Source organism: Collimonas sp. PA-H2 (assembly GCF_002564105.1).
GTDB lineage: Bacteria > Pseudomonadota > Gammaproteobacteria > Burkholderiales > Burkholderiaceae_D > Collimonas.
The window spans coordinates 4599440-4623505 of record NZ_PDBX01000001.1; the positions used below are offsets into that span (position 1 = coordinate 4599440).

21 protein-coding genes are annotated in these 24066 nt (G+C 57.3%); 11 read left to right on the forward strand and 10 right to left on the reverse strand.

Annotation, left to right across the window (positions count from 1 at the left end; all coding sequences use genetic code 11):
* The first annotated feature begins 26 nt into the window (after nucleotides 1-26).
* Nucleotides 27-419, forward strand: a complete 393-nt coding sequence (locus tag BCF11_RS21165; protein WP_098496491.1) for a transposase — start codon at nucleotides 27-29, stop codon at nucleotides 417-419.
* A gap of 517 nt (nucleotides 420-936) precedes the next feature.
* Here the strand turns inward: BCF11_RS21165 and BCF11_RS21170 are convergent.
* Nucleotides 937-1578 (reverse strand): NAD-dependent dehydratase, encoded by a 642-nt coding sequence (locus BCF11_RS21170; protein WP_233212575.1) that lies wholly within the window; start codon nucleotides 1576-1578, stop codon nucleotides 937-939.
* A 309-nt stretch (nucleotides 1579-1887) separates the two neighbouring features.
* Between BCF11_RS21170 and BCF11_RS21175 the strand changes: the two genes are divergently transcribed.
* A complete protein-coding gene (locus BCF11_RS21175; RefSeq protein WP_233212576.1) occupies nucleotides 1888-2847 on the forward strand; it encodes an NADP-dependent oxidoreductase in 960 nt (319 codons plus the stop codon).
* A 74-nt stretch (nucleotides 2848-2921) separates the two neighbouring features.
* On the opposite strand, the gene BCF11_RS21180 is transcribed toward BCF11_RS21175, so the two are convergent.
* On the reverse strand, nucleotides 2922-3836 hold the full coding sequence (locus BCF11_RS21180) for a LysR family transcriptional regulator (protein ID WP_098496493.1): 915 nt from the start codon (nucleotides 3834-3836) through the stop codon (nucleotides 2922-2924).
* 283 nt (nucleotides 3837-4119) lie between these two features.
* On the opposite strand from BCF11_RS21180, the gene BCF11_RS21185 reads away from it, so the two are divergent.
* From BCF11_RS21185 to BCF11_RS21210, 5 genes are all read left to right on the forward strand, one after another.
* The gene (locus tag BCF11_RS21185) at nucleotides 4120-5253 is read left to right on the forward strand and encodes an ABC transporter substrate-binding protein (protein ID WP_098496494.1); all 1134 of its coding nucleotides are present in this window, start codon (nucleotides 4120-4122) and stop codon (nucleotides 5251-5253) included.
* 407 nt (nucleotides 5254-5660) lie between these two features.
* Nucleotides 5661-6077, forward strand: coding sequence for a cyclic nucleotide-binding domain-containing protein (locus BCF11_RS21190; protein WP_143751400.1), 417 nt, complete (start codon nucleotides 5661-5663; stop codon nucleotides 6075-6077).
* 18 nt (nucleotides 6078-6095) lie between these two features.
* Nucleotides 6096-6353 (forward strand): hypothetical protein, encoded by a 258-nt coding sequence (locus BCF11_RS21195; RefSeq protein WP_098496496.1) that lies wholly within the window; start codon nucleotides 6096-6098, stop codon nucleotides 6351-6353.
* A gap of 974 nt (nucleotides 6354-7327) precedes the next feature.
* Complete coding sequence (locus BCF11_RS28395) at nucleotides 7328-9019, forward strand: carbohydrate-binding protein (RefSeq protein WP_233212577.1); 1692 nt, start codon at nucleotides 7328-7330, stop codon at nucleotides 9017-9019.
* Nucleotides 9020-9441: 422 nt separating this feature from the next.
* Nucleotides 9442-10200 (forward strand): MHYT domain-containing protein, encoded by a 759-nt coding sequence (locus BCF11_RS21210; protein ID WP_098496497.1) that lies wholly within the window; start codon nucleotides 9442-9444, stop codon nucleotides 10198-10200.
* A gap of 135 nt (nucleotides 10201-10335) precedes the next feature.
* On the opposite strand, the gene BCF11_RS21215 is transcribed toward BCF11_RS21210, so the two are convergent.
* From BCF11_RS21215 to BCF11_RS27720, 3 genes are all read right to left on the reverse strand, one after another.
* The gene (locus tag BCF11_RS21215; RefSeq protein WP_098496498.1) at nucleotides 10336-11181 is read right to left on the reverse strand and encodes a 2OG-Fe(II) oxygenase; all 846 of its coding nucleotides are present in this window, start codon (nucleotides 11179-11181) and stop codon (nucleotides 10336-10338) included.
* Nucleotides 11182-11309: 128 nt separating this feature from the next.
* Nucleotides 11310-12908, reverse strand: a complete 1599-nt coding sequence (locus BCF11_RS28400; protein ID WP_233212578.1) for a carbohydrate-binding protein — start codon at nucleotides 12906-12908, stop codon at nucleotides 11310-11312.
* Between the two features lie 353 nt (nucleotides 12909-13261).
* The gene (locus BCF11_RS27720; RefSeq protein WP_143751401.1) at nucleotides 13262-13636 is read right to left on the reverse strand and encodes a hypothetical protein; all 375 of its coding nucleotides are present in this window, start codon (nucleotides 13634-13636) and stop codon (nucleotides 13262-13264) included.
* A gap of 14 nt (nucleotides 13637-13650) precedes the next feature.
* On the opposite strand from BCF11_RS27720, the gene BCF11_RS21230 reads away from it, so the two are divergent.
* Both BCF11_RS21230 and BCF11_RS21235 read left to right on the forward strand, forming a co-directional pair.
* Nucleotides 13651-13875 carry a hypothetical protein gene (locus BCF11_RS21230; protein WP_098496499.1) on the forward strand — a complete coding sequence of 75 codons (225 nt, stop codon included), beginning with the start codon at nucleotides 13651-13653 and terminating at the stop codon, nucleotides 13873-13875.
* Between the two features lie 69 nt (nucleotides 13876-13944).
* Nucleotides 13945-14142 (forward strand): hypothetical protein, encoded by a 198-nt coding sequence (locus BCF11_RS21235; protein ID WP_143751402.1) that lies wholly within the window; start codon nucleotides 13945-13947, stop codon nucleotides 14140-14142.
* A gap of 125 nt (nucleotides 14143-14267) precedes the next feature.
* Here BCF11_RS21235 and BCF11_RS21240 read toward each other — a convergent pair whose 3' ends face one another.
* Complete coding sequence (locus BCF11_RS21240; RefSeq protein ID WP_098496501.1) at nucleotides 14268-15680, reverse strand: hypothetical protein; 1413 nt, start codon at nucleotides 15678-15680, stop codon at nucleotides 14268-14270.
* The gene (locus BCF11_RS21245) at nucleotides 15677-16942 is read right to left on the reverse strand and encodes an SPFH domain-containing protein (RefSeq protein WP_098496502.1); all 1266 of its coding nucleotides are present in this window, start codon (nucleotides 16940-16942) and stop codon (nucleotides 15677-15679) included. Before BCF11_RS21245 ends, BCF11_RS21240 begins: the two co-directional genes overlap by 4 nt.
* Nucleotides 16943-17286: 344 nt before the next feature.
* On the opposite strand from BCF11_RS21245, the gene BCF11_RS21250 reads away from it, so the two are divergent.
* A complete protein-coding gene (locus tag BCF11_RS21250) occupies nucleotides 17287-18003 on the forward strand; it encodes a response regulator transcription factor (protein WP_098496503.1) in 717 nt (238 codons plus the stop codon).
* Nucleotides 18004-18037: 34 nt separating this feature from the next.
* Nucleotides 18038-20104, forward strand: a complete 2067-nt coding sequence (locus BCF11_RS21255) for a sensor histidine kinase KdpD (protein WP_098496504.1) — start codon at nucleotides 18038-18040, stop codon at nucleotides 20102-20104.
* Between the two features lie 55 nt (nucleotides 20105-20159).
* On the opposite strand, the gene BCF11_RS21260 is transcribed toward BCF11_RS21255, so the two are convergent.
* From BCF11_RS21260 to BCF11_RS21270, 3 genes are all read right to left on the reverse strand, one after another.
* Nucleotides 20160-21587, reverse strand: a complete 1428-nt coding sequence (locus tag BCF11_RS21260; RefSeq protein ID WP_098496505.1) for an ATP-binding protein — start codon at nucleotides 21585-21587, stop codon at nucleotides 20160-20162.
* Nucleotides 21580-22260 (reverse strand): response regulator transcription factor, encoded by a 681-nt coding sequence (locus BCF11_RS21265; RefSeq protein ID WP_098496506.1) that lies wholly within the window; start codon nucleotides 22258-22260, stop codon nucleotides 21580-21582. The genes BCF11_RS21260 and BCF11_RS21265 overlap by 8 nt, the downstream gene beginning before the upstream one ends.
* A 305-nt stretch (nucleotides 22261-22565) precedes the next feature.
* A complete protein-coding gene (locus BCF11_RS21270; protein WP_098496507.1) occupies nucleotides 22566-24065 on the reverse strand; it encodes an efflux transporter outer membrane subunit in 1500 nt (499 codons plus the stop codon).
* Nucleotide 24066: the final 1 nt, after the last annotated feature.

Below are 24066 nucleotides of genomic sequence, written 5' to 3' on the forward strand. Positions count from 1 at the left end.
TTTCAGGGCTTCCCGGAGATTATTTTATGAGTCAATCGGATTTGAAATCAGCCTCGGCTCTTCGAGATGATCAATGGGAAAAATTGGAGCCGTTGTTGTTAAGTAAAGGGAGAGATTTTGGAAGTCCTGAGCGTAATAACCGTCTGTTTATAGATGCATTGCTTTGGTATCTTTCAGTTGGATGTGCATGGACGGATTTGCCAGCTAAATTCGGGAAATGGAATACCGTTTTTATACGCTTGAAACGCTGGAACGAAAGTGGCTATTGGCGTGAGCTGGTCGAAGATCTGCGTGATGATTGCGAGTTATGCGCGTTAGTGCAGAAAATAGAAGATCACTGCGAGCATCGAAAAGCAATGGCAAAGAGGATGGCCGACAGGAAAATGGCGAGAGAAATTTATAAGTCATCTCATATTTGACACAAGAAAATGTCGAGTGAATTCCATTCGGAGTCTGCCGGTCACGGCGAAGCCCGGCGACTTGGAGTCCCGTTCCTGGTGCAACGGCACACGGGAAAATCTGCCGACTTGGCCTTGCAGTTGAATCGCCGGAGGGATTTCGCTCAGCGTCGTATCTGTCGCAAATTCAATCGGCAGCCTGGCAGCGTGGAACGCTTATATAGTAAGTCCCTACCTTTTTCCGGACAGCTGTTCAATGAATTGCTTGATCCGATAAAAGGTATCTGTGGAAATAATGCCGTTCAGCTAAGGTGGTCTCGAATCTTTTCGGCTATGTCATTCCTGTTTGTGCGGGTCGTAGTGTGGGAAAAGGTGTCAACCCTACCAGTTCTAGAAAATGAAAATGCCATTCGGTCTTACACCCAGAAAGCGCTAAACAATGAAACACAATGACTGCGTTGCGGCGTTTACGCGGTAATGGCGGCTGAATCAGCTTGAGAGGGGCAATTCAGCAAGCAAAGGAACAAGGCAGGCAACTCTATACAAGATCCCTTGAAGTGATCATGCGGCGGCCAGGTTCGGGGGCAATGACCGACTTTACAAGGATCTTTGCAATATTGGCGGCGGGATTGATGCGCAGCCCTCGTGGCAGCAGCGGCCGCAGGATCGTTGCCAATGCGTGCACTCCTCGTTCCGCGATCCGGAACTCATCCCGTGCGCCGCCGATCATGCCAGGACGTACGATCGTGAGGGATTTGAAGCCGATGTTTACTATGTCTCTCTCAAGTTCGCCTTTGGTGCGGCAATAGTACAAAGGTATGGAAAGCGAAGCGCCGGGAGAAGAAACCAGCGCGAAGGCCTGCGCACCTTGCTGATGGGCCAGTTTTGCGAAAGCAATCGGCAGTTCGTAGTCCACGTGACGGAAGGCCACCTTCGATCCGGCTTTTCCGATGGTAGTCCCGATCGCACATATGACTGCATCCACAGCCCAATGTGCGGCATCCGGCAGCAGCAAGCCGAGTTCAGGCGCGACCGGGTTTACGAGTTTCACATGACGCGGGAGATGGCGTCGTGTCGGTGCAATGACTTGCTCAATTCGACTATCTGCCAAGGCGCGCTGGAGCGCTTCTCCCCCAACGAGTCCTGTTGCGCCTAGAACCAAAATTTTCATGGATTTCATTACCTCTAACGTTTTCTTGCCTGCCGGAGCACGCCGGTCGTGGCTCTGGATTCCTGCCAAGTGTCTGTCGCACTAAAAACTGGATTGCCGCACTTGAAGACATTTTTTTTCAGTCGATGTCTGGGAAAAAATGCTCGTATCAGCACCGCACCTGCTGCGTGGATGACATTATGGCGCTTACCTAGGCGATACATTTCCTTCTGCTGGTGCGAACTGAATTTAATGGTGCTGGGTTATCAATTAAGGGGATGAAATGTAGGATTTGAATGTGACTAGGTTTTCCATCTCTGCAGATGGGTTGCATTCAACATGACTTTAATGACTGAGAAAATTATGAAGGCTTTGCGCTTCCGCGAATATGGATCGCTTGATAATGTAAGGATGCTGGCGTGCGAGCTCAGGCGGCCAGGACCGCATGAAGTGCGAGTGCGAATAGAGTTTGCCGGCGCAAATCCTCTCGACCTTAAGTTGCTCTCCGGCCAGATGGCAACCATCTTTCCTTTGGATTTTGCTTATACCGTCGGGACTGACATCTCAGGAGTAGTCGAGGCAACCGGCGAGCTGGTTCAACGTTTCAAATGCGGTGACAGAGTGTTTGGCCGCCTTGATGCTCGGGTTGGCGGGGCATTCGCCGAATACGCCATCGCTCCTGAGCACGGTTTGTGCCCAATTCCGGAGGCCGTTGATTTCAAGAGTGCGGCGGCTTTGCCTACGGCGGCTGGTACGGCATGGCTGGCTTTGTTCGATATAGGATGTCTGCGCGTCAAACAAAAAATCTTGATCCATGCTGCATCTGGCGGCGTGGGTTCGTTTGCCGTACAACTGGCAAAACTGGCCGGCGCATACGTGATTGCTACTGCATCTCTGGAGAATCATGAACTGATCAAAAATTTGGGAGCAGACGAAGTAATCGACTACAAGAAAGACGATTTTACGCAGCACGTGACAGACGTCGACCTAGTGCTGGATCCGATCGGTGGGGAAACGCAAGAACGCTCGTGGAGCGTTATCAAGCCAGATGGCGTTCTGGTTTCGCTAATCGATCGCGTGATTGGGAATCGTGGCGATATTCGTGGCAAGATTCGCGGTGCCTTTGCGCCACTTGCCAACAATTCGGCAACGTTGCATGGGATCGCTTTGCTGGTGGCAAGCGGACAGCTGAAAGTGGTCGTTGATAGAGTATATCGCTTTGAACAAGCTGGTAGTGCCCTTGAACATGTTGCGTCGGGACATTCTGTGGGTAAGGTGTTGGTTCATGTTGCGGGATAAATGCGAAATGCTCTGGCAGATGATTGGTATCTGGTTCAGATAGGGAAGCAGGGCGCCGGACAGAGTGCGAGATATCAGCTTATCTTCCAGGGAGGATTGGCGTTGAACGCCGCGAGCAGGAAGTCTGTCATGACACGGACCTTTGCCGGCGGCGCCCGGTCCGACGAGCGGACCAGATGTATGCCGCCGAGATCTGCGCTGTCGGCATCCAGTGTGACCCGCTCCAGTTCGCCGCCCCGGATAGCATTGGCGACGATGAACTCTGGTTCGTAAAGAACGCCAAGCCCGGCGACGGCGGCAGCGACCAGTGCATCGCCATTGTTGGTGCGCAAAGTTCCCTTCACAGCAACGCGCCGATCTCCAGCCTTGCCGAAATGCCACTCGTCCGGCCGCGACAGGTTTGACAGCGTGAAGCTGAGGCAGTTGTGGGCTTGCAGGTCGGACCAGAGCTTCGGGTGTCCATGCTGCGCCCAATAACCGGGAGCTGCGCAAACGATCATGGCGCTGTCGGCCAGTTTTCTGGACACCAGGCGACTGTCTTTTAACGGACCCACCCGTATCGTCAGATCCCAGCCTTCTTCGATCAGGTCGACCACGCGATCATTCAATCCGAGATCCACGGTGACTCTTGGATGTTGTTTGTTAAAAGCTGGCAAGAGCGGCGCCACGTAACGCACGCCGAATGACAGCGGTGTATTGAGCCGTAGCAGCCCGGTAGCTTCCAGGCGCTGCGATGTAATCGCGGCTTCCACTTCTTCCAGATCAGGCAGCAATCGGTTGCAAACCTCCAGGTACTGCTGTCCCGCTTCGGTCAGCGTGAGCTTGCGGGTGCTACGGTGGAATAATCGCACGCCCAAGCGCTGCTCCAGCGCGTCCACGTGCTTGGTGGCCATCGCTGGCGACAGCATCAGCTGTCGCGCGGCGGCCGACAGGCTTCCTGCCCGGGCGGCGCGAGAAAAAACCTGCATTCCTGTTACGCGATCAAGCATGGTTATTTAACACCTATGGTGTGAACTGGAAATATTATTCAGCATATTATCAGTCGCTGAGTGGGAGCGTAACCCGGGAGCCTGCCGGTGCGCTGGCCACGGCGAAATTGTCGGCGGCACAGTCACCGCCGGACTTGGGCGCGTAGAGCAGCTTGCCGCGAGCTTGCAAGGCTATCAGTTCTCACTGCCAGTCAATACTGAATCTTCCAATAGAGCATATTCACTGGTATCTGGGGCAAGTACAATTTTTTCGTTAAGAGAAAACTGAAACAGGGAGTTGGAAATGAAATTTTTGTTGAGCTTACTGGCATCGTGCTGCGTGTTTGCGGGAGTGCCCGCGTTCGGCGCCCCTCCGGTCCGGATTGGAGTGACAACCATCCTGAGCGGGCCAAACGCTGATCGTGGACAAAGCGAACAGTATGGCGTCGAATTGGCGCTAAACGAGATTAACAAATCTGGCGGTGTGCTTGGCCGCCAGCTGGAAGCGAGCTACGCCGATAACGCTGCAGATCCAGCGACCGGAATTGCCGCGGCGCGACGCCTTATTGAACAACAACACGTCTCGGTACTCTTGGGCGCCTTGGCAACCCCTGTCACAAAAGCAGTGATGCCGATCGCAAACGCTGCGCGTATTCCATTTGTGATCGATATCTCTGCCGGGCAGGAATTCGTTACTGCGGGGGGCATTGGTGGTTTCGAGTATGTTTTCAAGACCAATCCGTCAGAATTGGACATCGCAATGGCCACGATGCGCTGGTTGAAATCGCAGAACGTTCGCAGCGTGGCAATTGTCGCGGACGACAATGCCTTCAGTCTTGCAAGCGCGCATGCCATGGAATCGGTTGCCGCTGAATCGGGAATTGCTGCCGTCGCCACGCAAGTAATCAAGAGTGGTGCAACGGACATCGATGATGTCATCGCGAAGCTTGCGGCGCCTGCCCCGGATCGTATCCTTACAGTGCTGACCAATTCGAGCGCCGCATTTCTCCGCGCCTATGAGCAAAGCGGCGGAAAAATTCCTCTGGCAGGGCGCATTGATTTTTCAGTTGCCGCAGCGACCCTTTCTCCCAAATTCCTGGCCTCGCGTGAATTTGAGCAAGCGTCGGGAATATCCGCGTTCACGCCGTTGGTCCCGGAGGTGGCAACCTTTGCTCGCGCCTATCAAGACAAATATGGCATTGCACCAACACAACGCGCGTTCTTCGCGTACGAAGCGACAAGACTAATCGCCGACGCCATCGGTCGTGCCGGTTCCGATGCTCCGCAGGCCATTCAGGCAGCGTTGAAGGCGAGCACAATGCCGTCTCTTTCTGGTGGAGCCTTCGCCATGGATAAAAATAATCATGCGCATACGGCGATGCAAATCGTCGGTATGCGCAACGGCAAGCTTACCGTGCTACAGAGCGTAACAAAATAGCACTCCATATTCTCGAAATCGGATGCCTGAAACATCAGCTGCTTTTCTCGCACGGGAGTTAAGGCGATTGTTGATGGTTGCTGAATTGTGAAATCAGTTTCAGGTGGTTTATCTACAATAAATCAACCGGCATGATGTACCTGCTGCGTTGCACAAAAAATTCATCGGAAGTGACGAAGCGGCTTTTCAGTAACGCTAAAAACCAGCATCAAGGAATTTCAAGTGAACAACACAAGTCAACAAGCAGCGATCGTCACGGGGGCATCACGCGGCATCGCCCTGGAAGATCTGCTCAGCCCGCGGGTGACCGCTTGAGCGCAGATCTGCAAGTCGCACAGCATTCGGTGCTGCCAATGGCAGCGGCAGCCAGTCCGAAAATCGCCGCGTTGGCATCGCAAGGAGGCAGTATGAAACCATCCATCACCTATCTGCATCTGCTGGCTAAGACGCCATTCTTCACCGGACTCAACCGCAAGCAGCTGCAATGGGTCATCGACCATTCGAAGGAATGGGAAGCCGCCAAGGGCAATCTCATTACTGGTAGCGGCAGCGACCCCGGCAGTTTCTGGGTGCTGCTGGACGGCGGCTGGCAAATCGAGACGGACGGTCGCAAGTATCCAATCGGTCACGCGGATCCGGGCAACTGGTACGGCGCTGACACAGTACACACAGCTGCCGTTGCTTCGCGCCTGGTGGCTAGCGCCGATAGTTACGTGATGGAGATCCGGCTGGAAGATTTCAACGAGATGATACGCCAGGGTTTCGATTTCGACCTGCATTTGCGGCGCGGCGTGCAATTCTATTCCGAGATTCTCAAACCTTGACCAAAAAGGAAATGTCCCATGCATACCGTTAAGGTGATCGCATCCGGTCTGTTGTTGCTGGTTATCTGTCTCGGTATCGGGCGTATGCTCGGCGGACCTGGCGCTATCGGCGCTGCGGTCGTGGTGTTCATTGTGTTGTGGCTGTTCGGAGCGGCGGCGAACCTGTGGTTCGGGGTGGCCCGGGCCGGCTATCCGGTGGCCGATGAACTACCCATTTTCCTTGTGGTATTTTTGATCCCGGTGGCGGTGGCTCTCTATATCAGGTGGAAATATTGAACCAACTAGCGCCGAGATGATTTGGGTGGAAAAGTGTAAAAGCTGGGTGTCCTTACTGGTCACGGATTACACGGCTTGGCTCGTGAGATTGCGCGTCTATGGATTGCTTAAGGTGTATAGGGGAGGAATTTGCAAAGATGCAAATTCAGATAAGCCGGCTCTATGACGGCAGCGCGTCAATAACGCCTGACGGTGCTTCTGGAGATGCCTGAGCGCCCGGCGATGTCCCTCAAGGAGACTTGGTCACGAAGATGCCAGCGTCGAATAATGCCACATCGATCACTCCAATCTCCCACTCACGATATTGAGTGATCTGAAAATTCACCTTGAGAGCTGGATAGCTATCAAGGCGAACCTGGCGACATTACGAATGTAGCCGATGGTGTCGAGACAATCTCAGATGACATTTCCATATCTAAGACCACATAATGAAATCAAGAAAGTGGTATGGCACGCGCTGCCGCTGCAGTCTTTTCTCATTTCCCACTACTGTCGGAATTTTCGTGCAATTGACGGAACAGAGTGCGTTTTTGATGGAAACGCATAGCTGAGCAACGTCGAATCACGAATGAAAAATTTCTTCTATATATTGAGGTTGGTAGAAGTTTATAGCTGAAATTTCTGATGCTTTGCAAGTGGCATGGTAAGCCCGAAAAATATTCCAAACCACTTGACGTTCAATTTCGCAGGTCGCATTCTCAGCCAGCTGCAAAAAAATATAAATGACTTTACTTGGGGAGCGTAGACGCTTGTCGGATTCTCGGGAAGTTGACAACGGTGCGGTCGGGGACAGAGGTTAGAGACGATCTGCTGCTTGCATGGCGACGGCGTACTCTATCCAAGTTACGGAAAAATGTGTTCTGGTCTTTGTGCCTTTGTGGGACGAAGTCTGATTCCCATTGCATATGTTTGTCTTCATTCTCCAATTCTGACTTGCTGCTGGCGCATCATTATTGATCGAGGAGAAGAGACGCATGAAAACAAAAGTATGCAATACCGTATTGATGGGACTGATCGGCAGCTTGCTGGCAGCTTGCGGCGACGGTGGTACGCAAGACGCCGCGAGTAGCAGCCAGAAGCAATTCGTCTCTAGCGCGAAGGCCAGCTTGCCGGCTTGCGCCGCCGTGTGGGATGCCACTATCGCCTATCAAACCGGCGCAACAGCCAGCTACAGCAGCGTGAACTACCTGGCAAACTGGTGGACGCAGGGGAATAATCCGTCTACCAGCAACGGCGTTACCGGCAGCGGACAGCCATGGACCTCGCAAGGCGCCTGCGGCGCACCAACCCCGACGCCCACTCCAACGCCCACTCCGACTCCGACTCCAACTCCAACTCCAACTCCAACTCCAACTCCAACTCCGACGCCAACTCCGACACCGACGCCTACCCCGGCACCTGGCTGTGTGATCTGGACGGACGGCGGTTCTTATACGGCCGGTGAAGTAGTCAGCTATAACGGTACAACATATACGGCATTGGTCACTCAAACCGATTATTCCGGGGCGGGCTGGAATCCGGCGGCATCGCCGACCTTATGGAAAGCAGGCGGTACCTGCAGCACACCGACGCCGACACCAACGCCGACACCGACACCAACGCCAACGCCAACGCCAACGCCAACGCCAACGCCAACGCCAACGCCAACGCCAACGCCGACACCAACGCCAACGCCAACGCCAACGCCGACACCAACGCCAACACCAACGCCAACACCAACGCCAGCGGCATTTGTCTTCAGTCCATACAAGGACACCAGCCTGGCTTTCAATGCCACGACAAACGTGCTGACTACGAATGTCACCGGCGCCTCGCAGTCGCTGCTGACTGCGATGCCATCGAACCTCCCAGCCGTGACCTGGGCGTTCGCTACCGGCGCCTGCGGCAGTGAAATCTGGGGCACCGCCAACAACGGCGCAACCAACATGACATCGGCCATGGTGGCGTCCAACGTGCCAGCCTGGGTCAGCGCCGGCAAAAAATACATTGTCTCGACAGGCGGCTCGGCCGGTTCCTTCACCTGCACCAGTGATGCCGCATTTGCGACCTTTATCAAGACCTTCTACTCCGCTAACATGGTGGGAGTCGATTTTGATATCGAAGCAGGTCAATCGCAGGCCGATGTCAACAATCTTGTCCAGCGCGCAGTGACTGCCCAGAAGACCTATCCGAACCTGCGCTTCAGCTTCACCGTGGCGACATTGGGAGGCAACGTTTCACCGGCGCTTGGCTATTACGGCGGAATGGTGATGAGTGCCATCAAGACCTATGGCATGACTAACTACATCATCAATCTGATGGCCATGGATTACGGCAGCCCGGCTGGCGGCAATTGCATGACCAGCAGCAGCGGTGCTTGCGATATGGGAGCGTCAGCGGTGCAGGCGGCAATCGATCTGCACAACCAGTACAGCGTCCCGTACAGCCAGATTGAGGTAACGCCGATGATAGGCGGCAACGACTCAAGCAATGAAACCTTCTCGATCACCGACGCCGCGACCTTGGCGAGCTTCGCCAAGCAAAACGGGCTGGCCGGTGTGCATTTCTGGTCTGTCGATCGCGACACAGACTGCGCGCCGGGTTCTGCCTCGCCGACCTGCAATACCTATGGATCGGCAGGAACGCTGGGCTTTAGCAAGGCATTCCTGAGCGATCTTGGTTTGTAGTCAGGGTCATTTCAGTGCAGGGCCGACTCGCAAGAGTCGGCTCTTTTAGCACGCCCGTCACGGTTTGCCTGCCCGACGACGGATGTCCTTCATTATCGTGGAAAGAAGATTGCTCATGACAACTGATCTGCAGCGGCCTGACAGACTGGAGTTGATAACCCTGGCAACCGCGAAAGTCACGGGGATGAGATTTTGCGCACACCATCAGGGCGAAGTGCCGGTTCAGAATGGCGGCTTTGTAATGCGTAACAAGTCCCGGCGCTGGATTTGCCATCGCTGCCAGGAACACGGAATTGCCCGGGTGTATCTGAGGACAAACCAGTCCGCGGCATAGCTGACATTTTTATGCTCGCTGTTCTGTTTTTAACGCGCCCGAAAACGGGGAGGGCGCCAAAATTTCACTTAAAAAAGGAGAATGTGCGATGGAATCAGCATTAGGTCAGTTATTGGTGCCGAAATATTCACTGGCCTTGGTACTTCTGTCTTATTTCACTTCATTTCTTGGCTCTCTGCTCGCCTTGCAATCCGCTAAATGGATGTTTCGTAAAAACGGCACGCTGGATCGGGAATTTGCCACTTGCGCCGCGGTGGCGCTTGGTGGCATCGGTATCTGGTCAATGCATTTCATCGGTATGCAGGCCTATCGTCTGGCAATACCAATTACCTATGATTTGTTGTTGACTGTCATATCGCTGGTTGCGGCGATTGTGATTTCTGGGGCCTCTCTTTATCTGGCCGGGAAGGGCGGGAAATTTACAGTATCCGGTTGGCTGGCAGGTAGTTTTCTGGCGGGACTGGGCGTATGCGTGATGCACTATATGGGGATGTACGCAATGCGCTTGAGTGCATTCATGACCTTGGATCCAGTCACCGTCGGCATTTCGGTGGTCATTGCGATCATTGCAGCGGCAGCCGCGCTGTGGCTGGCGTTCAATTTGACCAAACTGTCACATCGGTTCATAGCCGCTATAGTGATGGGGCTGGCAGTATGCTGCATGCACTATATCGGCATGAGCGCCGCCAGCATGATTTGCAATGCCGACACGCCATCACGCTTATTCCAGATCAGCGGCGAGGACCTTGGCATCTGGGTCTTTGGCGTTGCCTCGGTGGTGCTGCTATATATATTATGGGTGGTATCGGGGCGTGGCATCAATGATGCCAAGGTGTCGGTCAGTTGACTGAATGCGTAGGCAGGATCGAAAGCATGATTTTACGGCGCCATGGCGGCGTCGACTTTGATGCCTCATGCTGAGATCGACAACAGCACATCGCCAACGGCGATGTGCTTATTAATTTTTTTGCTGAAAAGCGTATCAATAATTGCGCGCTCGCAGCCATTTGTTGGCAATCACTTTCACACCCTCGATCACCGGACTGCCTGCATGCAAGGTTAACGTATCGGGAAGATGCTGTTTATCCGTGTTCAGGAAAAATACGGCGCCGCCCTTGTTCGGAAAGACTTCCAGTCCGATCGAGGGAAATGACGTGCCGCCGCCGCTTTCCACTCCGCTCAGATACAGAATAAAGGTTCCCAGGCGCTGCCCGCCATGATCCATGTGCTTGCGGGGACCCGGCAATGCAGGATCAAACCAGTCGAAATGCGGCTGGTATTCATTGGTGGCTTGATAATGCTGGACTTGCATGCCTTCTCCGCGCTCGACCGGCCAATGGGCAAGCGCGGCCAGGCGCGCCTCCACCCGGGCGACCAGTGGCGTTTCGCCGCGTTGTATCATCGTCCCGCGGCTGCTGCGATTCTGATGCAATTGCATGCTGCCGTCGGCGTCATTGACCACCGGGGAGCGCACCAGGCGCGGCTCGCAATAGGCAGCCATCGCGTCGCATTCCTCGTCGCTCAGCACGTTGCCCAGCAATACAATATGCGGTTGACGCAAGGTCAGCAAAACCTTTACCTCGCGATCGGCGGTACGTATGACATTTGCCGATGTATCGATATAGGGCATTTCCTTGGCAGCAGGAACGTCGGCGGTAAAGGCGCCATTGCTGGCTTCTTCGATTGCCGCGCGCGCCAGGCCGATATCGAAGCGACCGTCGCGCACCAGCAAACTGACCATGCCATCCGGTTCGCAGGAACGGGCAAGGTTTTCCGTAATCCAGCTTTGCCATTCGTTGGGAAGAGAGGAAAGTGCCGATTTTGTCATGATTTCCTAGGGGCTGTTAAATTGAGTGAGCCTGGATTGGCGCAACGCCATGCTGTTTGCCTGTCGTAAGCTGAGGCGCCAAAAAAGCCGGCTCGCGCGAGCCGGCTCCGTACTAAAGCAACTTCCAATCAAAGTCCGAGAGCCTTGATGAACTCGTTGGTGTATGACAAGCTTGTATCACGGTCGAACGACCAATGGTGCAAGCCGGCGATCCCGTTCGCTTTGGCCCATGCTGACAAGGTATCTACGTCGGCGATGGTGAAAGTCTCGCCAGCAGTATCGTTTGGTCCAATCATCGGCGTCAGTTCGATCTGGCTATATGGAATCTTATAGTAGCCATGGAAGTCCATCGCCGCCTGAATCGCCGATTGCCCCATTTGGCAAGCACCGCCGCTTACCACGCAGGTGGCCGCGCCAGTTGAGCCGTAATCCATTGTCATCAGGTTGACATAGTAGTTTTTGAGGCCGGCGGATTGAATCGCCTGCATCACCGCTATGCCCATCGAACCCAGCGGGTTAGGCGAAGCCGATCCCATGTCCACCGCTACCGACGAACCGCTCTGACTGGTTGCATTCGTCGCAATGGTGAAGCTGAAGCGCAGGTTCGGGTACTTGGCCTGGGCCGCCTGGACGCGCGCCACCAGATTGTTGATGTCGGATTGGCTTTGGCCGTCTTCGATATCAAAATCAATACCGATCAGATTGGCGGAGTTATACGTGCTGATGAAGGTGTCGAAGCCAGCATCAGAAGTGCAGGTGAATGCTCCTGCAGAACCTCCGGTGGAGACTATGTATTTCTTGCCGGCCGACACGAAGGACTGCACGTTGGAAGCGATCATAGCCGGCGAAATGCCACCCCAGCTCTCCGAGCCGCAGCCGGCAGTTGCAAACGCCCAGGTGAGCACGGTGTTATGCGATGGCATGGCGGTGGTGACGGGCAACGATGTGCCGGTTGCCGTACTTTGCATTGTGCCGGTATTCCAGTTTGCATCGGCCGTGACATCCTTGTATGGGCTAAACACAAAACCTGTTGGTGTTGGTGTTGGAGTCGGAGTCGGAGTCGGTGTTGGAGTTGGAGTTGGAGTTGGAGTCGGCGTTGGTGTTGGAGTAGGTGTGCCGCAAGCGCCGCCTGCTTTCCATAAGGTCGGCGATGCAGCCGGATTCCAGCCCGCGCCGGCATAATCGGTTTGAGTGACCAATGCCGTATATGTCGAACCGTTATAGCTGACTACTTCGCCGGCCGTATAAGAACCGCCGTCAGTCCAGAGCACACAGCCAGGTGCCGGGGTAGGCGTCGGAGTTGGCGTCGGTGTAGGTGTAGGTGTAGGTGTAGGTGTAGGTGTAGGTGTAGGTGTAGGTGTAGGTGTCGGAGTCGGAGTCGGAGTCGGTGTGGGCGTTGGAGTAGGCGTCGGGGTTGGAGCGCTGCAAGCACCGTCGGATGTCCACGGTTGTCCGCTGCCGCTAACACCGTTGCTGGTGGAAGGATTATTCCCTTGCGTCCACCAGTTTGCGGTGTAGTTGACATTGCTATAACTGGCAATATTGTCTTTGTTATAGGCGGTGACAGCATCCCACGCGGCGGCGCAAACCGGCACGCTGGATTTTGCGCTGGCGACAAACTGCTTCTGGCTGGTGGCCGCAGCGTCTGACGAACCGCCGTTGCCGCAACCTGCCAGCATCCCGCTGATCAGTCCCAGCGCCAAGGTGCTGCATACTCTTGTTCTCATGCGTCTCTTCTCCTCGATAAAATAATGATGTACGAGAAGTAAGCCAGAGCGTGAGAATGAAAACAAATATGCGGGATGAAAGTTGCGCAGCCTTTTATAAGGATATATAGGCCTGCAAGCGTTTTTCCATAACTCGGATAGATAACGTCATCGTCGTGCAGGCAGGCGATATCCCGTCTGTCACTTCTGTTCCCCGCCGCACTGTTGCCAATTTTCCGCACATCCAGCAAACATCCACGTACTCCCTGAGCTGAGTCTGTTATATGTTTATACAATTTTCAAACTTGCAGCTGGACTGAGGATGAGATCACCAAAAATGGTAGTCAAGTGGTTTAGGAAATTTACTATGACTATCATGCCACTTGCAAAACATCTGAAATTTCAATTTCAGAAGTGTGATGAATTTGAAAAGCGAGTGGAAAATTTTTATACAAAATTAATGCCATGAGGCGACGAGATTCAATCAAAAAATCTTCTTTTCTTGCAATGCTCGTAATAGAAATCAGCATAGGCGTTAAACGAAAAAAAGAATGTCGCATCAAGTATGTGAGATACCACTTTTCGCGATTTCGGCAAGTGGCCTTAGATATAAGAAAAGAATGTATGTCTGCTGTATCCTGGAGAAACCTGTCATCATCAGGAATACCAAAATGCGATAAACAGCAGTCGGCGCCGCATCCTACAGCAATAGCTTGTATTTTTACCAGTATGAAGTGTCTGTTTGACATGGTAAATTTTCCTTTTGAAAACTATCTATGGGAAATATATGCCGCAATTCGAGACGGAGCATAAAGGAAGTGCGATCAAAGTCACCAGCACGATTGCCCGAGGCGGGAAGTATTGCTGGGCCGTTTTGATAGACGGAGTATTGCAGCAAGCGCCGGAGCTTGAGCCGTCCAATACATGGCACGCCGCTCGCGATCAAGGATTGGCGTTCGCGAAACATCTGATCGACGGCGGTAAGTGATTCCATGCTGTCATCACGATCTTGCAAGACTGGCTGTACAAGAACTCTCTTCCCGGCAGCATGGCGAACATGACGCATCAATTTGAATACAAAGGCCTCCATTATTCGATCGATGTTTCAGAGGTGAGAAATGGTGGATGGACCTGGTCTTATCAAATTCAGAATGGGCCGGTTTGCAAGTGCAAGGATCTGCTCCTGGACAGCGAAGAAACAGCATTTAGCGAAGCTAAGCGCAAGGTTAAATGGATGATTGACCACCGCAAATGACTTGTTCCCCATGATGGACAGCCTGTTCTGCGGACCGTATGCGGCGGCTCTTGCCGGACGGGGGGCGGGCGTTGGAGTTGCGCCCGCCGCACTATTGCGAACCTGTGTTCCCTAGCTGTCCGCCATCACCGCATACTCAGGGTACCGCGCTTCCACGCCGGATCCTGCCAGCGATAAAACAAGCTCAGCGAGCGTGGATTGTCGGCTTGTTTCTCGACATCCATGGAATCCATCCGTATCACTTCAAAGCTGCGCTTGAAACGCCCATCCACGCGCGCTTCACGCACCGCCAGCATCTTGGCGCTACCCGGCACCCAGCCGGCAAATTCCAGGTAACCGACATCGGGCGCATTGGCGGCCGGCGGCAGGATGTCGATAGTCCAGCCTTTTTCTCCCTGATGAAATACCCACAGCTCGCGCCATGAAGCTAGCGGCTGCACGGCGAGCGCCAGTGCGCTTTGCTGGGCGTTGACGCTGGCCGAGGCTTTCCAGACCAGGCCGTAGGTGCAGCGCTTGACGAGCGGATTTTTTTGATCGTGCTTGGCGTCTACCAGCGCGACGCAGGTTTCGCCGCTTTCGCCCGGCGTGGTGACGACCGCCAGGCCGTTGCCGACTGCGCTGACGGGTTCAGGTTCCGCCGCCCAACGCGAGGCGGCGACGCGTACGGCGGCGTCGGTATAAGCACCTGTGTCCGGTTCTGCGATTTCTTCCTTGTTGACGCCGGCCAGTTCCTGCAAGGCGCGGTTGGCGACTTCCTGCGCAGGCTGATGCTGCCTGGCGCGCTCGAAGGCGATACTGGCCCAGACGCTGGCGCGGCGCAGGCGTAGGCGGTTTTTTTCGTACTCGGGCAAATCGGTCAGCTGCACACGGTCGAGGATGTCGGCGCGCCAGGCATCCAGGCTGTTGCGCTCGGTGGGCGTGATGGCAGGGTCTACGCATTCGGGGCGGGTCAGCGCCAGGGCGGCGCGGGCGCGCTGGCCGTCGTTCGATTTCATGGCCAGCACGCGGCGGAAGGCTTCGCCGTTGTAGCAAAGCTGGACGCGGCCGTCGCGCTCGAAGCCTTGCATGCCGATGCCATAGCTGGATGCCACTTCCAGGTGGGCTGACAATACAGTGTCGTCGGTTTTGCCGCGTTTGGCGGAGGCACGGCGCGCCAGGCGATCCGCCATGACGCCCAGCGCATCGAACGATTCGGGGCCGATGGCTTCGGCCGGCGCCGCTTTCAGGTAGGCCGCCGCGTAGCTGATGCCGAGCGCCTCGGCACCCGGCGTGTCGCGCAGGAAGCGCACCACTGCCAGCAAGTCGGGCGCGTCTTTCGGTTCCAGCGACTGGGTGCGTACTTGCGAGGCGCGGATATAGCCGCCGCGTTCGCGGCGGTGGTCGTAGACCTGCAGGTAATCCATCTTCTCGCCGCGCACTTCCAGGCTGTCGCCTTGCCACAGCACGGCCTGCTGCTGGGCTGATTCGCGCGGCGCGGCGCGCAGGGCGGCGCTATCTTGGGTGACGATGGCGATCAGGGCCAGGGCGGCGAGCATCATTGTTGTGTCTCCTGAGTAGCGGCAGCGCTGGTTTGCGGGTTTTGGGAGGCAACCGCCTGCGTACTGCCGAGCAGGGCCGAGCCGATGAAGCCGCCGCTGGCTGGGGGCGCGGCGATGATCACCGAGATCTTGTCGGACAGCTTGTCGGCCATGGTTTTCTGGATCAGCAAGGGGTTCTTCGTGATCAGCGCGCCATCGCGTTCCAGCTGGGCGCTGGTGACCTTGCCGACCGTTTCCAGACGATAGGCTTCGACGTCGGCCAGTTTGCGGCGCGAATCGGCTTCGCCGGTGGCTTCGATGCGGCGCGCTTCTGCGCTGCCTTCGGCGGTCTTGATGCGCGACACCTTTTCGGCTTCGGCTTCATACTGGCGCTGCTCGATCTGTTTTTGCTTGAACGGCAGCACGTGTTTCATGGCTTCTTCCTGGGCCTTGGCGGCGATGATTTGTTCGTTGCCGGCTGCTTCGGCCGATTTTTCGCGCTTGACCTTCTCGGCTTCGGCTTCCAGCTCGGTTTGCTTGACTTGCTTGCTCTTCAGTTCCAGCGTGTATTTCATTTTTTCGGTTTCCAGCTCCTCGGCCAGCAATTTTTCCATGCCCTGGCGGTATTCCGGCGGCAGGTCGACCTGACCCATCTGCACGCCGCGCAGGATGATGCCGTCGGCCGCCAGTTTCGGTTTTAGCTCGTTTTCTATTTCTTTCTGGATCTCGCCGCGCTTGGTGGAAAAGATGTCGCGCACCGAATAACGGGTGAAGGACTTGTAGATCACGCCTTGCACCATGGGCTCGACGATTTCGCCGTTGATATCGGCAGGCAATTCCTTGGCGATGCTTGCCAGCCTGGCCGGATCGATGGCGTAGCGTATGGTCAGGTCGACGCCCAGCGACAGGCCCTCGATCGACTGGAACGGCGCTTCGCCATTGGCCTTGCTGCTGCGCACCGGGCGGTATACCTGGTCCAGCAGCGAGTAGCGCCGCAACTCATGCAGGCCGGGGATGATCACCACCAGGCCTTCTTTTACCTCGGTAGCGGCGCCGGTAAGCTTGTTGGAGCGGATGCCGACTTCGCCGGGCTCCAGGGTTTTGAACGGCGGATGGGTGAACAGTTCGTAGCCGGCGCCGCCTATCAGCCCGATTGCCAGCAACAGTATCCAGGCGCGCCGCGCGGCACGGCCCAGGCCGGCCAGCGTGGCGCCGATTGCCGCAATGGTTGTGGTGAGCAGTGCAAGCAGACCTTGTAACAGTGATTCGAGCCGTTCAGACATGATATTCCCCTGGTTGATGTGGTAATTCGATGGTCGGGAGCGGCATGCAATGCTTTTCCCTGGGAAGAATCTTGCGCTCCAGGTGGCGGAAGTAACAATGGGCAGGCAGGGGCAGTCGCGTTATCCGGGGGTGGTGAATGCTCCGCAACGTCGCAGTCCGGTAAGCCGTGTGAAGAAATACTCACAGCGCGGCGCAGACTTTTCATGGGAAAGCGTGGATACTTTCATGAATCCTCAATCCCGCACGCGGGTGTCCTCTCCTTGCAGATGCACAAGGCAAGGGTGGGCCGCCAAAGAAGTGGGAGAGGAGGGGCGTCATTGATAGCGGAAGCAGCGGAGAAAAAATGTCAAAGCAGGCACAAAAAGTAGCGGTGATCGAAGACGACATCCCGACCAGCAACCAGCTCAAAGGCTGGATCGAGGCGGCCAAGCCTGGCATCCAGGTTGACCAGTGGTACACGCGCGATGATGCCGAGGCGGCGCTGGCGCGTGAAAATTACGACCTGGTGGTGCTCGACATCGAGCTGGGGCGCGAGCGCCATGCCGGCGTCGCCATCATCAATGCCATCAACAAGGGCCAGGCAACGCCGGTGCTGGTGGTGTCGGCCATGCCGGCCACCATCTACCGCAGCATCATGAAGGCGCTGGACGCCTGGGATTACCTGCAAAAGGCGACCTTCGAGGAATCCGATTTCATCGATACCTTCCTGGAAATCCTGCGCGCAGCCAAGGACCGCAACGGCGCGAAGGAGAACATGCCCCCGGCCAGCAGCAATGAACTGTCGATCGACCCGCTGCGCCAGAAGACCCCGATCTGGCGCGCGCAACGCATCAACCTGCCGCTGACGGCGCAACGCTTGCTGGCGGCGCTGTACGAGCACCGCGGCCAGGTGGTGACCTATGAGCAGCTGTTCCAGGTGGTCAAGAGCGGGCGCAACCGCGACAATATCCGCAAGCACGTCAGCACCATCCGCGATGCGTTTCGCGAGGTCGATGCCGAGTTCTCCTGCATTGAAAATATCCCGATGCGCGGCTTTCGCTGGGTCGACCAGGAAAAGTGATGCGCGGCCACTTCAACAGCGGGAATGACTGCACATGAAGATCAGTTTTCCGAATCTCGCCCAATACCGCTTGCGTATCCTGTTTCGCGGCGCCTTCCTGCTGCTGGCGGTGGCTACGGTGGCGCTGGCGCTGTACGTGCTGCAGCAGGAAAAGCAACTGAGCTACAAGAATTACCAGACCAGCTTCAGCAAGACCAGCGACCAGATCATGGCCACCTTGCGCCATCCGGCCGGACAATTGGCGTTGTTGAATCCGCGCGCCGAAAATGGCGGCGCGGATGCGCTGCATCCGGTATTGCTGCCGTTTCCCTCGCTCGATTTCGACGACCAGAACAAGGTGCGGCAGGCCATCACCATGTCCGGCTGCCTGGTGCAGTATGGCGACGACGGCGCGCTCTGCGTGGCCGTCGGCAACAACCCTTGGGCCGGCGGCTTCATTTATGCGGCCGGCAGTTTCGTCAGTGATGAACTGGTGCCGCACCAGCGCGGCGAGCAGGATATCGGCGACGCCCATCGCCTGCGGGTGACGGTAACGCTGCGCGGGCAGACCTACCGCTGGATTGCGCCGTTTGAAAAGAACGGCGATCCGAATGCCGTGCAAACGCGTGGCGCGCATGGCCGCCTGACCGGCTTTCTCGATGACGATAGCGGTCGTGTGGGAGCGAGGCCGGTCAAGGATTTCCGCGGCTGGATCTGGCAAAGCACCTTATGCAGCAAGCCCGGGCAGGGCGCTGCCGATTGCCCGCGCAGTTCTTTTTTCTCGTTGCGCCTGCCGGTCGGCGTCTTGCAGGATGCCCTGTTCCAGGAAAAGAATCCGGTCTGGCCGCCGGCCGACCTGGACAAGATCCAGGTGCGGATCGAAGTCTTGCCCCCGGGCGACGGCCCGCTGCTGTTCGACAGTAAAAGCGCCGGCGCAGCAAGGGCATTTTCCGTGGGCGACCTTGCCTCGCTGCTGTTGCCGGGCGAGAGCTTGCGCATCAGGAAGCGCGGCGCGGCAGACGGCGCCGACCTGGTCAGCCTGGCCGGGGCCGAAGATCATCCGGACGATAGCTCGCGCCTGCTAAGCCGCCTGGTGCGCCGCCTGCCAGTGGACGAAGTCGGGCCGCCGAACGAAAGCCGGGAATCTGTCGTGACTTCGACGGGGATCTATGATGTGACCCTGACGGGCGACGAACGCAGCGTCAACCGCAGCCTGGGGGTGGTGGCTGCGCGGGTATCGTGGTTTGTCGGCGCCATGCTGCTGGCCTTGTTCGTCGCCTGGCTGATCATCGAGATTGGCATCATTCGCCGCATCACATTGCTGACCCGGCGCGCAGCCAAGGTGTCGAAGATCGTCAAAGGTTCAGGCGGGCTCGACCAGTTCGACCTGACCGATCTGCGCGGCGCCGACGAGCTTGGCGTGCTGGCAAGCTGCCTGCATGACCTGCTCAGGCGCGTCAAGGAAGACCTTGAGCGGGAGGAAATCCGCGCCGAGCAGGAAAAAGAAATGTGGCATGCGGTAGGCCATGAAATCATGTCGCCGCTGCAATCGCTGATGGCCCTGCACGGCGCCGCCGAAAGCCAGAGCAGCCGCTACATCAACCGCATGCAGCAGGCAGTGCGGGTGCTGTATGGCAGCGCCTCTCCCAGCGAGGCGTTCCAATCCACGGTGCTGCAGGTTACGGCCATCGACATCGGCGCTTTTCTCGGCAACGTCGCCGACAATGCGCCGCTGGTCGGTATCGCAGATGTCAGCTTCTCCGGCGGCCAGCAGGGCGTGATGGTCAGGGCGGATGACTATTCCCTGGAGGATGTGGTAACCCATGTCCTGCGCAATGCCGACCGTTGCCGCGAAGCGGGCTCCGTGATTTCCATCGACCTGAAAACCACCGAAACCGCAGCCACCATCGCCATCCATAATTACGGGCCGAATATCGCTGATGAATTGATCGACAAGATTTTCGAATACGGCGTGTCCGACCAGCTTGACGCCGGCGCCAACGGCAGCCGGGGGCAAGGGCTGTTTGTCGCCAAGACTTATATGGCCAAGATGGGCGGGACCATTACCGCCCAAAATGTCGCGGATGGCGTGGTGTTTTCACTGGGATTGCAACGGGTGTGATGTTTTCATTGGCATTCTGGCATGGGAGAGTTTTTCTTTTGCTACATTGGATGCGTCATGCAATGCCAGATGATGTGTGCCTGTGCTGATGCGGGACGTTAAGCAAATTCGTCGGCGAGGGGAGAACCAGCATGACCCGCAAGCCAGGATGATTGTCGCTCAAGGTCAGGACACCGCCCTGTAATTTGGCAACCGCAGCCACCAGGCTCAGCCCCAGTCCGACACCCGGCGTGCCGCGGCTGGTGTCGCCGCGATAGAAGCGCTCCAGTACTTTCGCTTTCTCGGCGTCGGGGATGCCGGGGCCGTCGTCCGACACCGCGATCCGGATTGCGCCATCCGGGGCGCGCGAAGTCTCGACGCTGATCTTGCCGTTTTCCGGTGCGTACTTCAGCGCATTGTCGACAAGATTGGCAATCGCCTGCGCCAGCAGCAGCGGATCGCCGGCCAGCACCAGCGGCTCGGACGATGTAAAAGACAGCGTGCGTCCCTGCAGCTCCGCCAGCGGTTGATAAAATTCTGCCACTTCGCTGGCTACATTGGCGACATCCACGTCGACGAAACCGGAACGGCGCGCGCCGCTATCGATTTCCGCCAGGCGCAGCAGGGCGTTGAAGATATCGATGACGCGATCGACGTCGCTGATGGCGCCGTCGATCTCGTTGAAAGTCTGCTCCGGGCCGGGCCGGGTCAGCGCCAGTTCCTCCAGGCGCGAGCGCAGTTCCGCCAGCGGCGTGCGCAAGTCATGGGCAATCGAGTTCGAGACGTTGCGGACGCCGCTGATCAATTGCTCGATCTGGTCCAGCATGCGGTTTTCCGTCTCGACCAGGGTGTTGAGTTCGTTTTCGCCGCCATAAGCCGGCAGCCGGTGCGAAAAATTTCCCTGCATGATGGCGGAGGCCGCCAGGTTGATGTCGCCGACCTTGGCCAGCAGCGTACGCCGGACCAGCATCCCGCCAACCACGCCCAGCACCAGAATGATGCCGGTAGCGCATATCAGGCCATACAGGAAAAGATTTTCCAGGCCGCGATATTTTGCAACGTCGTTTGCGACCAGCAGGTGATAGCCGCCCGGCAGCCTGGTGTGCAGCAGTACAACCCGGGTCGGAATTCCGTTGATGTCGATCGAGGAGGCCTGCGGCCCGGGCGCATCGGCAACCAGATCGGATACTTCATGCGGCCACGCCGGCAGGTTGCCGGCCAGCCGCTTCAGCGAGGCATCGGCCAGCACGATCAGGTCTTCCGCGCCGGCTGCCTGGGTTCCGACCTGCACATTGATGGCGGCGGTCAGCGCCGCCACGCCTTGCATATTGAAGACGTTTTCCAGCCTGTGCGTATCGGCCTGCAGCAGGCGGGCCCGGTCTTCTTCCACCGTTTCGCGCCAGGCATACCAGAGCGGCGAGGCGAAGAATGCAAGAACCACCAGGCTCACCGCGACAAAGCTGAGCGCCACCGAGCGCGCGGAGAAACGCAAGGAGTCAATCATCGGCGGTCAGCATGTAGCCAGCGTTACGGATGGTGCGCAGCAGCTGGCATTCGATGCCGGCGTCGATCTTCTGGCGCAGCTTGCTGACGTGGACGTCGACCACATTGGTCTGCGGGTCGAAATGATAGTCCCAGATGTTTTCCAGCAGCATGGTGCGTGTCACCACCTGGTTGGCGTGGCGCATCAGGTATTCGAGCAGCTTGAATTCACGCGGCTGCAGCACAATCGCCTTGCCGCCGCGGCTTACCTTGTGCGACAGCAGGTCCATGTACAGGTCGCCCACCGTCAGCGTGGTTTCGGAGCGGGCGTCCTGCGAACGGCGCAGCAGGGCGTCGAGCCGCGCCAGCAATTCGCCAAAGGCAAACGGCTTGACCAGGTAGTCGTCGCCGCCGCTCTTGAGGCCGCGGATGCGGTCGTCGACGGCGGCAAGCGCGCTCAGGATCAGGATGGGAGTCTTGTTGCCGGTGGCGCGCAATGCCTCGATGATGGCCAGGCCGTCGATGCCGCCTGGCAGCATGCGATCCATGATGATGGCGTCATAGGGCTCGCTGGCGGCAAGGAACATGCCGTCGCGGCCGTTGTCGGCATGGTCGGACGTGTGTCCTGATTCGCTCAGCCCCTTCTTCAGGAACAGGGCGACGCGCTCGTTGTCTTCGACGATCAGCAGCTTCATGGCATGTTCTCAGCTTAAATCCAACTTATTGATGCTTCCTTAAACCACCGAAAATCACCGCTAGAGCGGGCACTCCGTGCCCACGCGGACGTAGCGGGGCGCGAAGCCCGAAGCGCGAATGTTCGCAGCACTGCGTGGGCATGGAGTGCCCACCCTGCGGCATCGATTTTCAGGATGAGGGCTTGTTCCGTTTTAGGATATTCTCAATAAATTCGGCTTGACGGTTCCAGGTAAAAAATGTTTTTTTGCGCGGCATTCCGTGCCGCGCCTGATGGAATACTAATGCCGGAACGGTTTCAGCACAATCAGCCCGCTTTCGGTGCTTGGCTGGCGGCGCTGCGCGCTGTATCGCCGCTATGCTGGAGCCAGCCGCCGCCCAGCGCGCGATACAGGTCGACCAGGCTGGTCAGGCGGTTCAGGCGCGCCGTGATCAAGGCCTGCTGAGCAGCGTAAAGATCGGTCTGCGCGGTCAGCACATTCAGATAGCTGTCGCTGCCGTTGGTGTAGAGCATGTTGGCCAGCTCGAACCGGCGCTGCTGGGCATCGGTGTAACGCTGCTGCGCCGCCAGCTGGTCGTCGTAGGTGCCGCGCGCAGCCAGGCCGTCGGATATCTCGCGGAAAGCGGTCTGGATGGTTTTCTCGTATTGCGCGATGCCGATATCCTTCTGGATCCGCGCCACGTCCAGGTTAGCCTGGTTGGCGCTGGCGTTGAAGATCGGCAGGGTCAGCGCCGGTATGAAGGACCAGGCGGCGGAGCCGGCGGCAAACAGCCCGCCCAGGGTCGCGCTGGCGCTGCCCAGGGTGCCGGTCAACGAGATGCGCGGGAAAAACGCCGCGCGGGCGGCGCCGATGTTGGCGTTCTCCGAGCGCAGGACTGCTTCCGCCTGCAAGATATCCGGACGCCGCTGCAACAGGTCCGACGGCAAGCCGGCGGGAATATCCGCCAGGATGGGCTGGGCGTCCAGCTTGACTGCTTGCGGCAGGTCGCGCGGTAAGGGCTGGCCGACCAGCAGCACCAAGGCGTTCTCAGCCTGTGCCCGCAAGCGCACCTGAGCCGAATAGTTGACCTGAGCCTGTTCGACCGTGGTTTGCGACAGCCGCAAATCCAGTTCTGACGCCGTGCCTGTATCGAACTGCAGTTTCACGATCTTGTATGAAGCCTGGGCAGTCTGCAGGGTGCCCTGGGTCAGCGCCAGCTGTTCGTCGTAAGCCAGGGTGGCGAGGTACTGGTCGGCGATCTGGGACACCAGCAGTATCTCAGCGGCCTGGCGTGCGTGGGCGCTGGCCAGGTATTGTTCGAGCGCCGCGTCCGACAAACTGCGCAAGCGGCCGAAGAAATCGATTTCCCATGATGCGGACAGACCTGCCGAATAGTCATGGGAGACCGTAGGATTGTGGCTGGACGCGACGCTGGCTGGCGTGCGCGAATCCGAGAGGCCCGTATTGCCGTTGACCTGCGGGAACAGCGATGCGCGCTGGATCCGATATTGGGCCTGGACTTTTTCAACGTTCAGCACGGCGACGCGCAAATCCCGGTTGTTCTGCAGCGCCAGCTCGACCAGCCGCTGCAGGCGCGGATCAGGTAGGAAATTACGCCAGCCGATATCCGCCGCCGGCAGGGTTGTGGCGCCTGGTCTGGCGACGGGATCCTGGTAGGCCTGGCCGACCGGAAAGGCGCCAGCCACCGGCAACACCGGGCGCTGGTATACCGGCTGCAGCGAGCAGCCGGCGATGAAAGTCAGCAAAACCGCGCTGACGAGATATCTCGTATGTTTCGCATGTTTCGCATGTATATATCGTGCCATT

Coding starts and splice junctions, on each gene's coding strand:
- BCF11_RS21165 (WP_098496491.1), top strand. CDS start 27: ATGAGTCAATCGGATTTGAAATCAGCCTCGGCTCTTCGAGATGATCAA.
- BCF11_RS21170 (WP_233212575.1), bottom strand. CDS start 1,578: ATGAAATCCATGAAAATTTTGGTTCTAGGCGCAACAGGACTCGTTGGG.
- BCF11_RS21175 (WP_233212576.1), top strand. CDS start 1,888: ATGACTTTAATGACTGAGAAAATTATGAAGGCTTTGCGCTTCCGCGAA.
- BCF11_RS21180 (WP_098496493.1), bottom strand. CDS start 3,836: ATGCTTGATCGCGTAACAGGAATGCAGGTTTTTTCTCGCGCCGCCCGG.
- BCF11_RS21185 (WP_098496494.1), top strand. CDS start 4,120: ATGAAATTTTTGTTGAGCTTACTGGCATCGTGCTGCGTGTTTGCGGGA.
- BCF11_RS21190 (WP_143751400.1), top strand. CDS start 5,661: ATGAAACCATCCATCACCTATCTGCATCTGCTGGCTAAGACGCCATTC.
- BCF11_RS21195 (WP_098496496.1), top strand. CDS start 6,096: ATGCATACCGTTAAGGTGATCGCATCCGGTCTGTTGTTGCTGGTTATC.
- BCF11_RS28395 (WP_233212577.1), top strand. CDS start 7,328: ATGAAAACAAAAGTATGCAATACCGTATTGATGGGACTGATCGGCAGC.
- BCF11_RS21210 (WP_098496497.1), top strand. CDS start 9,442: ATGGAATCAGCATTAGGTCAGTTATTGGTGCCGAAATATTCACTGGCC.
- BCF11_RS21215 (WP_098496498.1), bottom strand. CDS start 11,181: ATGACAAAATCGGCACTTTCCTCTCTTCCCAACGAATGGCAAAGCTGG.
- BCF11_RS28400 (WP_233212578.1), bottom strand. CDS start 12,908: ATGAGAACAAGAGTATGCAGCACCTTGGCGCTGGGACTGATCAGCGGG.
- BCF11_RS27720 (WP_143751401.1), bottom strand. CDS start 13,636: ATGTCAAACAGACACTTCATACTGGTAAAAATACAAGCTATTGCTGTA.
- BCF11_RS21235 (WP_143751402.1), top strand. CDS start 13,945: ATGACGCATCAATTTGAATACAAAGGCCTCCATTATTCGATCGATGTT.
- BCF11_RS21240 (WP_098496501.1), bottom strand. CDS start 15,680: ATGATGCTCGCCGCCCTGGCCCTGATCGCCATCGTCACCCAAGATAGC.
- BCF11_RS21245 (WP_098496502.1), bottom strand. CDS start 16,942: ATGTCTGAACGGCTCGAATCACTGTTACAAGGTCTGCTTGCACTGCTC.
- BCF11_RS21250 (WP_098496503.1), top strand. CDS start 17,287: ATGTCAAAGCAGGCACAAAAAGTAGCGGTGATCGAAGACGACATCCCG.
- BCF11_RS21255 (WP_098496504.1), top strand. CDS start 18,038: ATGAAGATCAGTTTTCCGAATCTCGCCCAATACCGCTTGCGTATCCTG.
- BCF11_RS21260 (WP_098496505.1), bottom strand. CDS start 21,587: ATGATTGACTCCTTGCGTTTCTCCGCGCGCTCGGTGGCGCTCAGCTTT.
- BCF11_RS21265 (WP_098496506.1), bottom strand. CDS start 22,260: ATGAAGCTGCTGATCGTCGAAGACAACGAGCGCGTCGCCCTGTTCCTG.
- BCF11_RS21270 (WP_098496507.1), bottom strand. CDS start 24,065: ATGGCACGATATATACATGCGAAACATGCGAAACATACGAGATATCTC.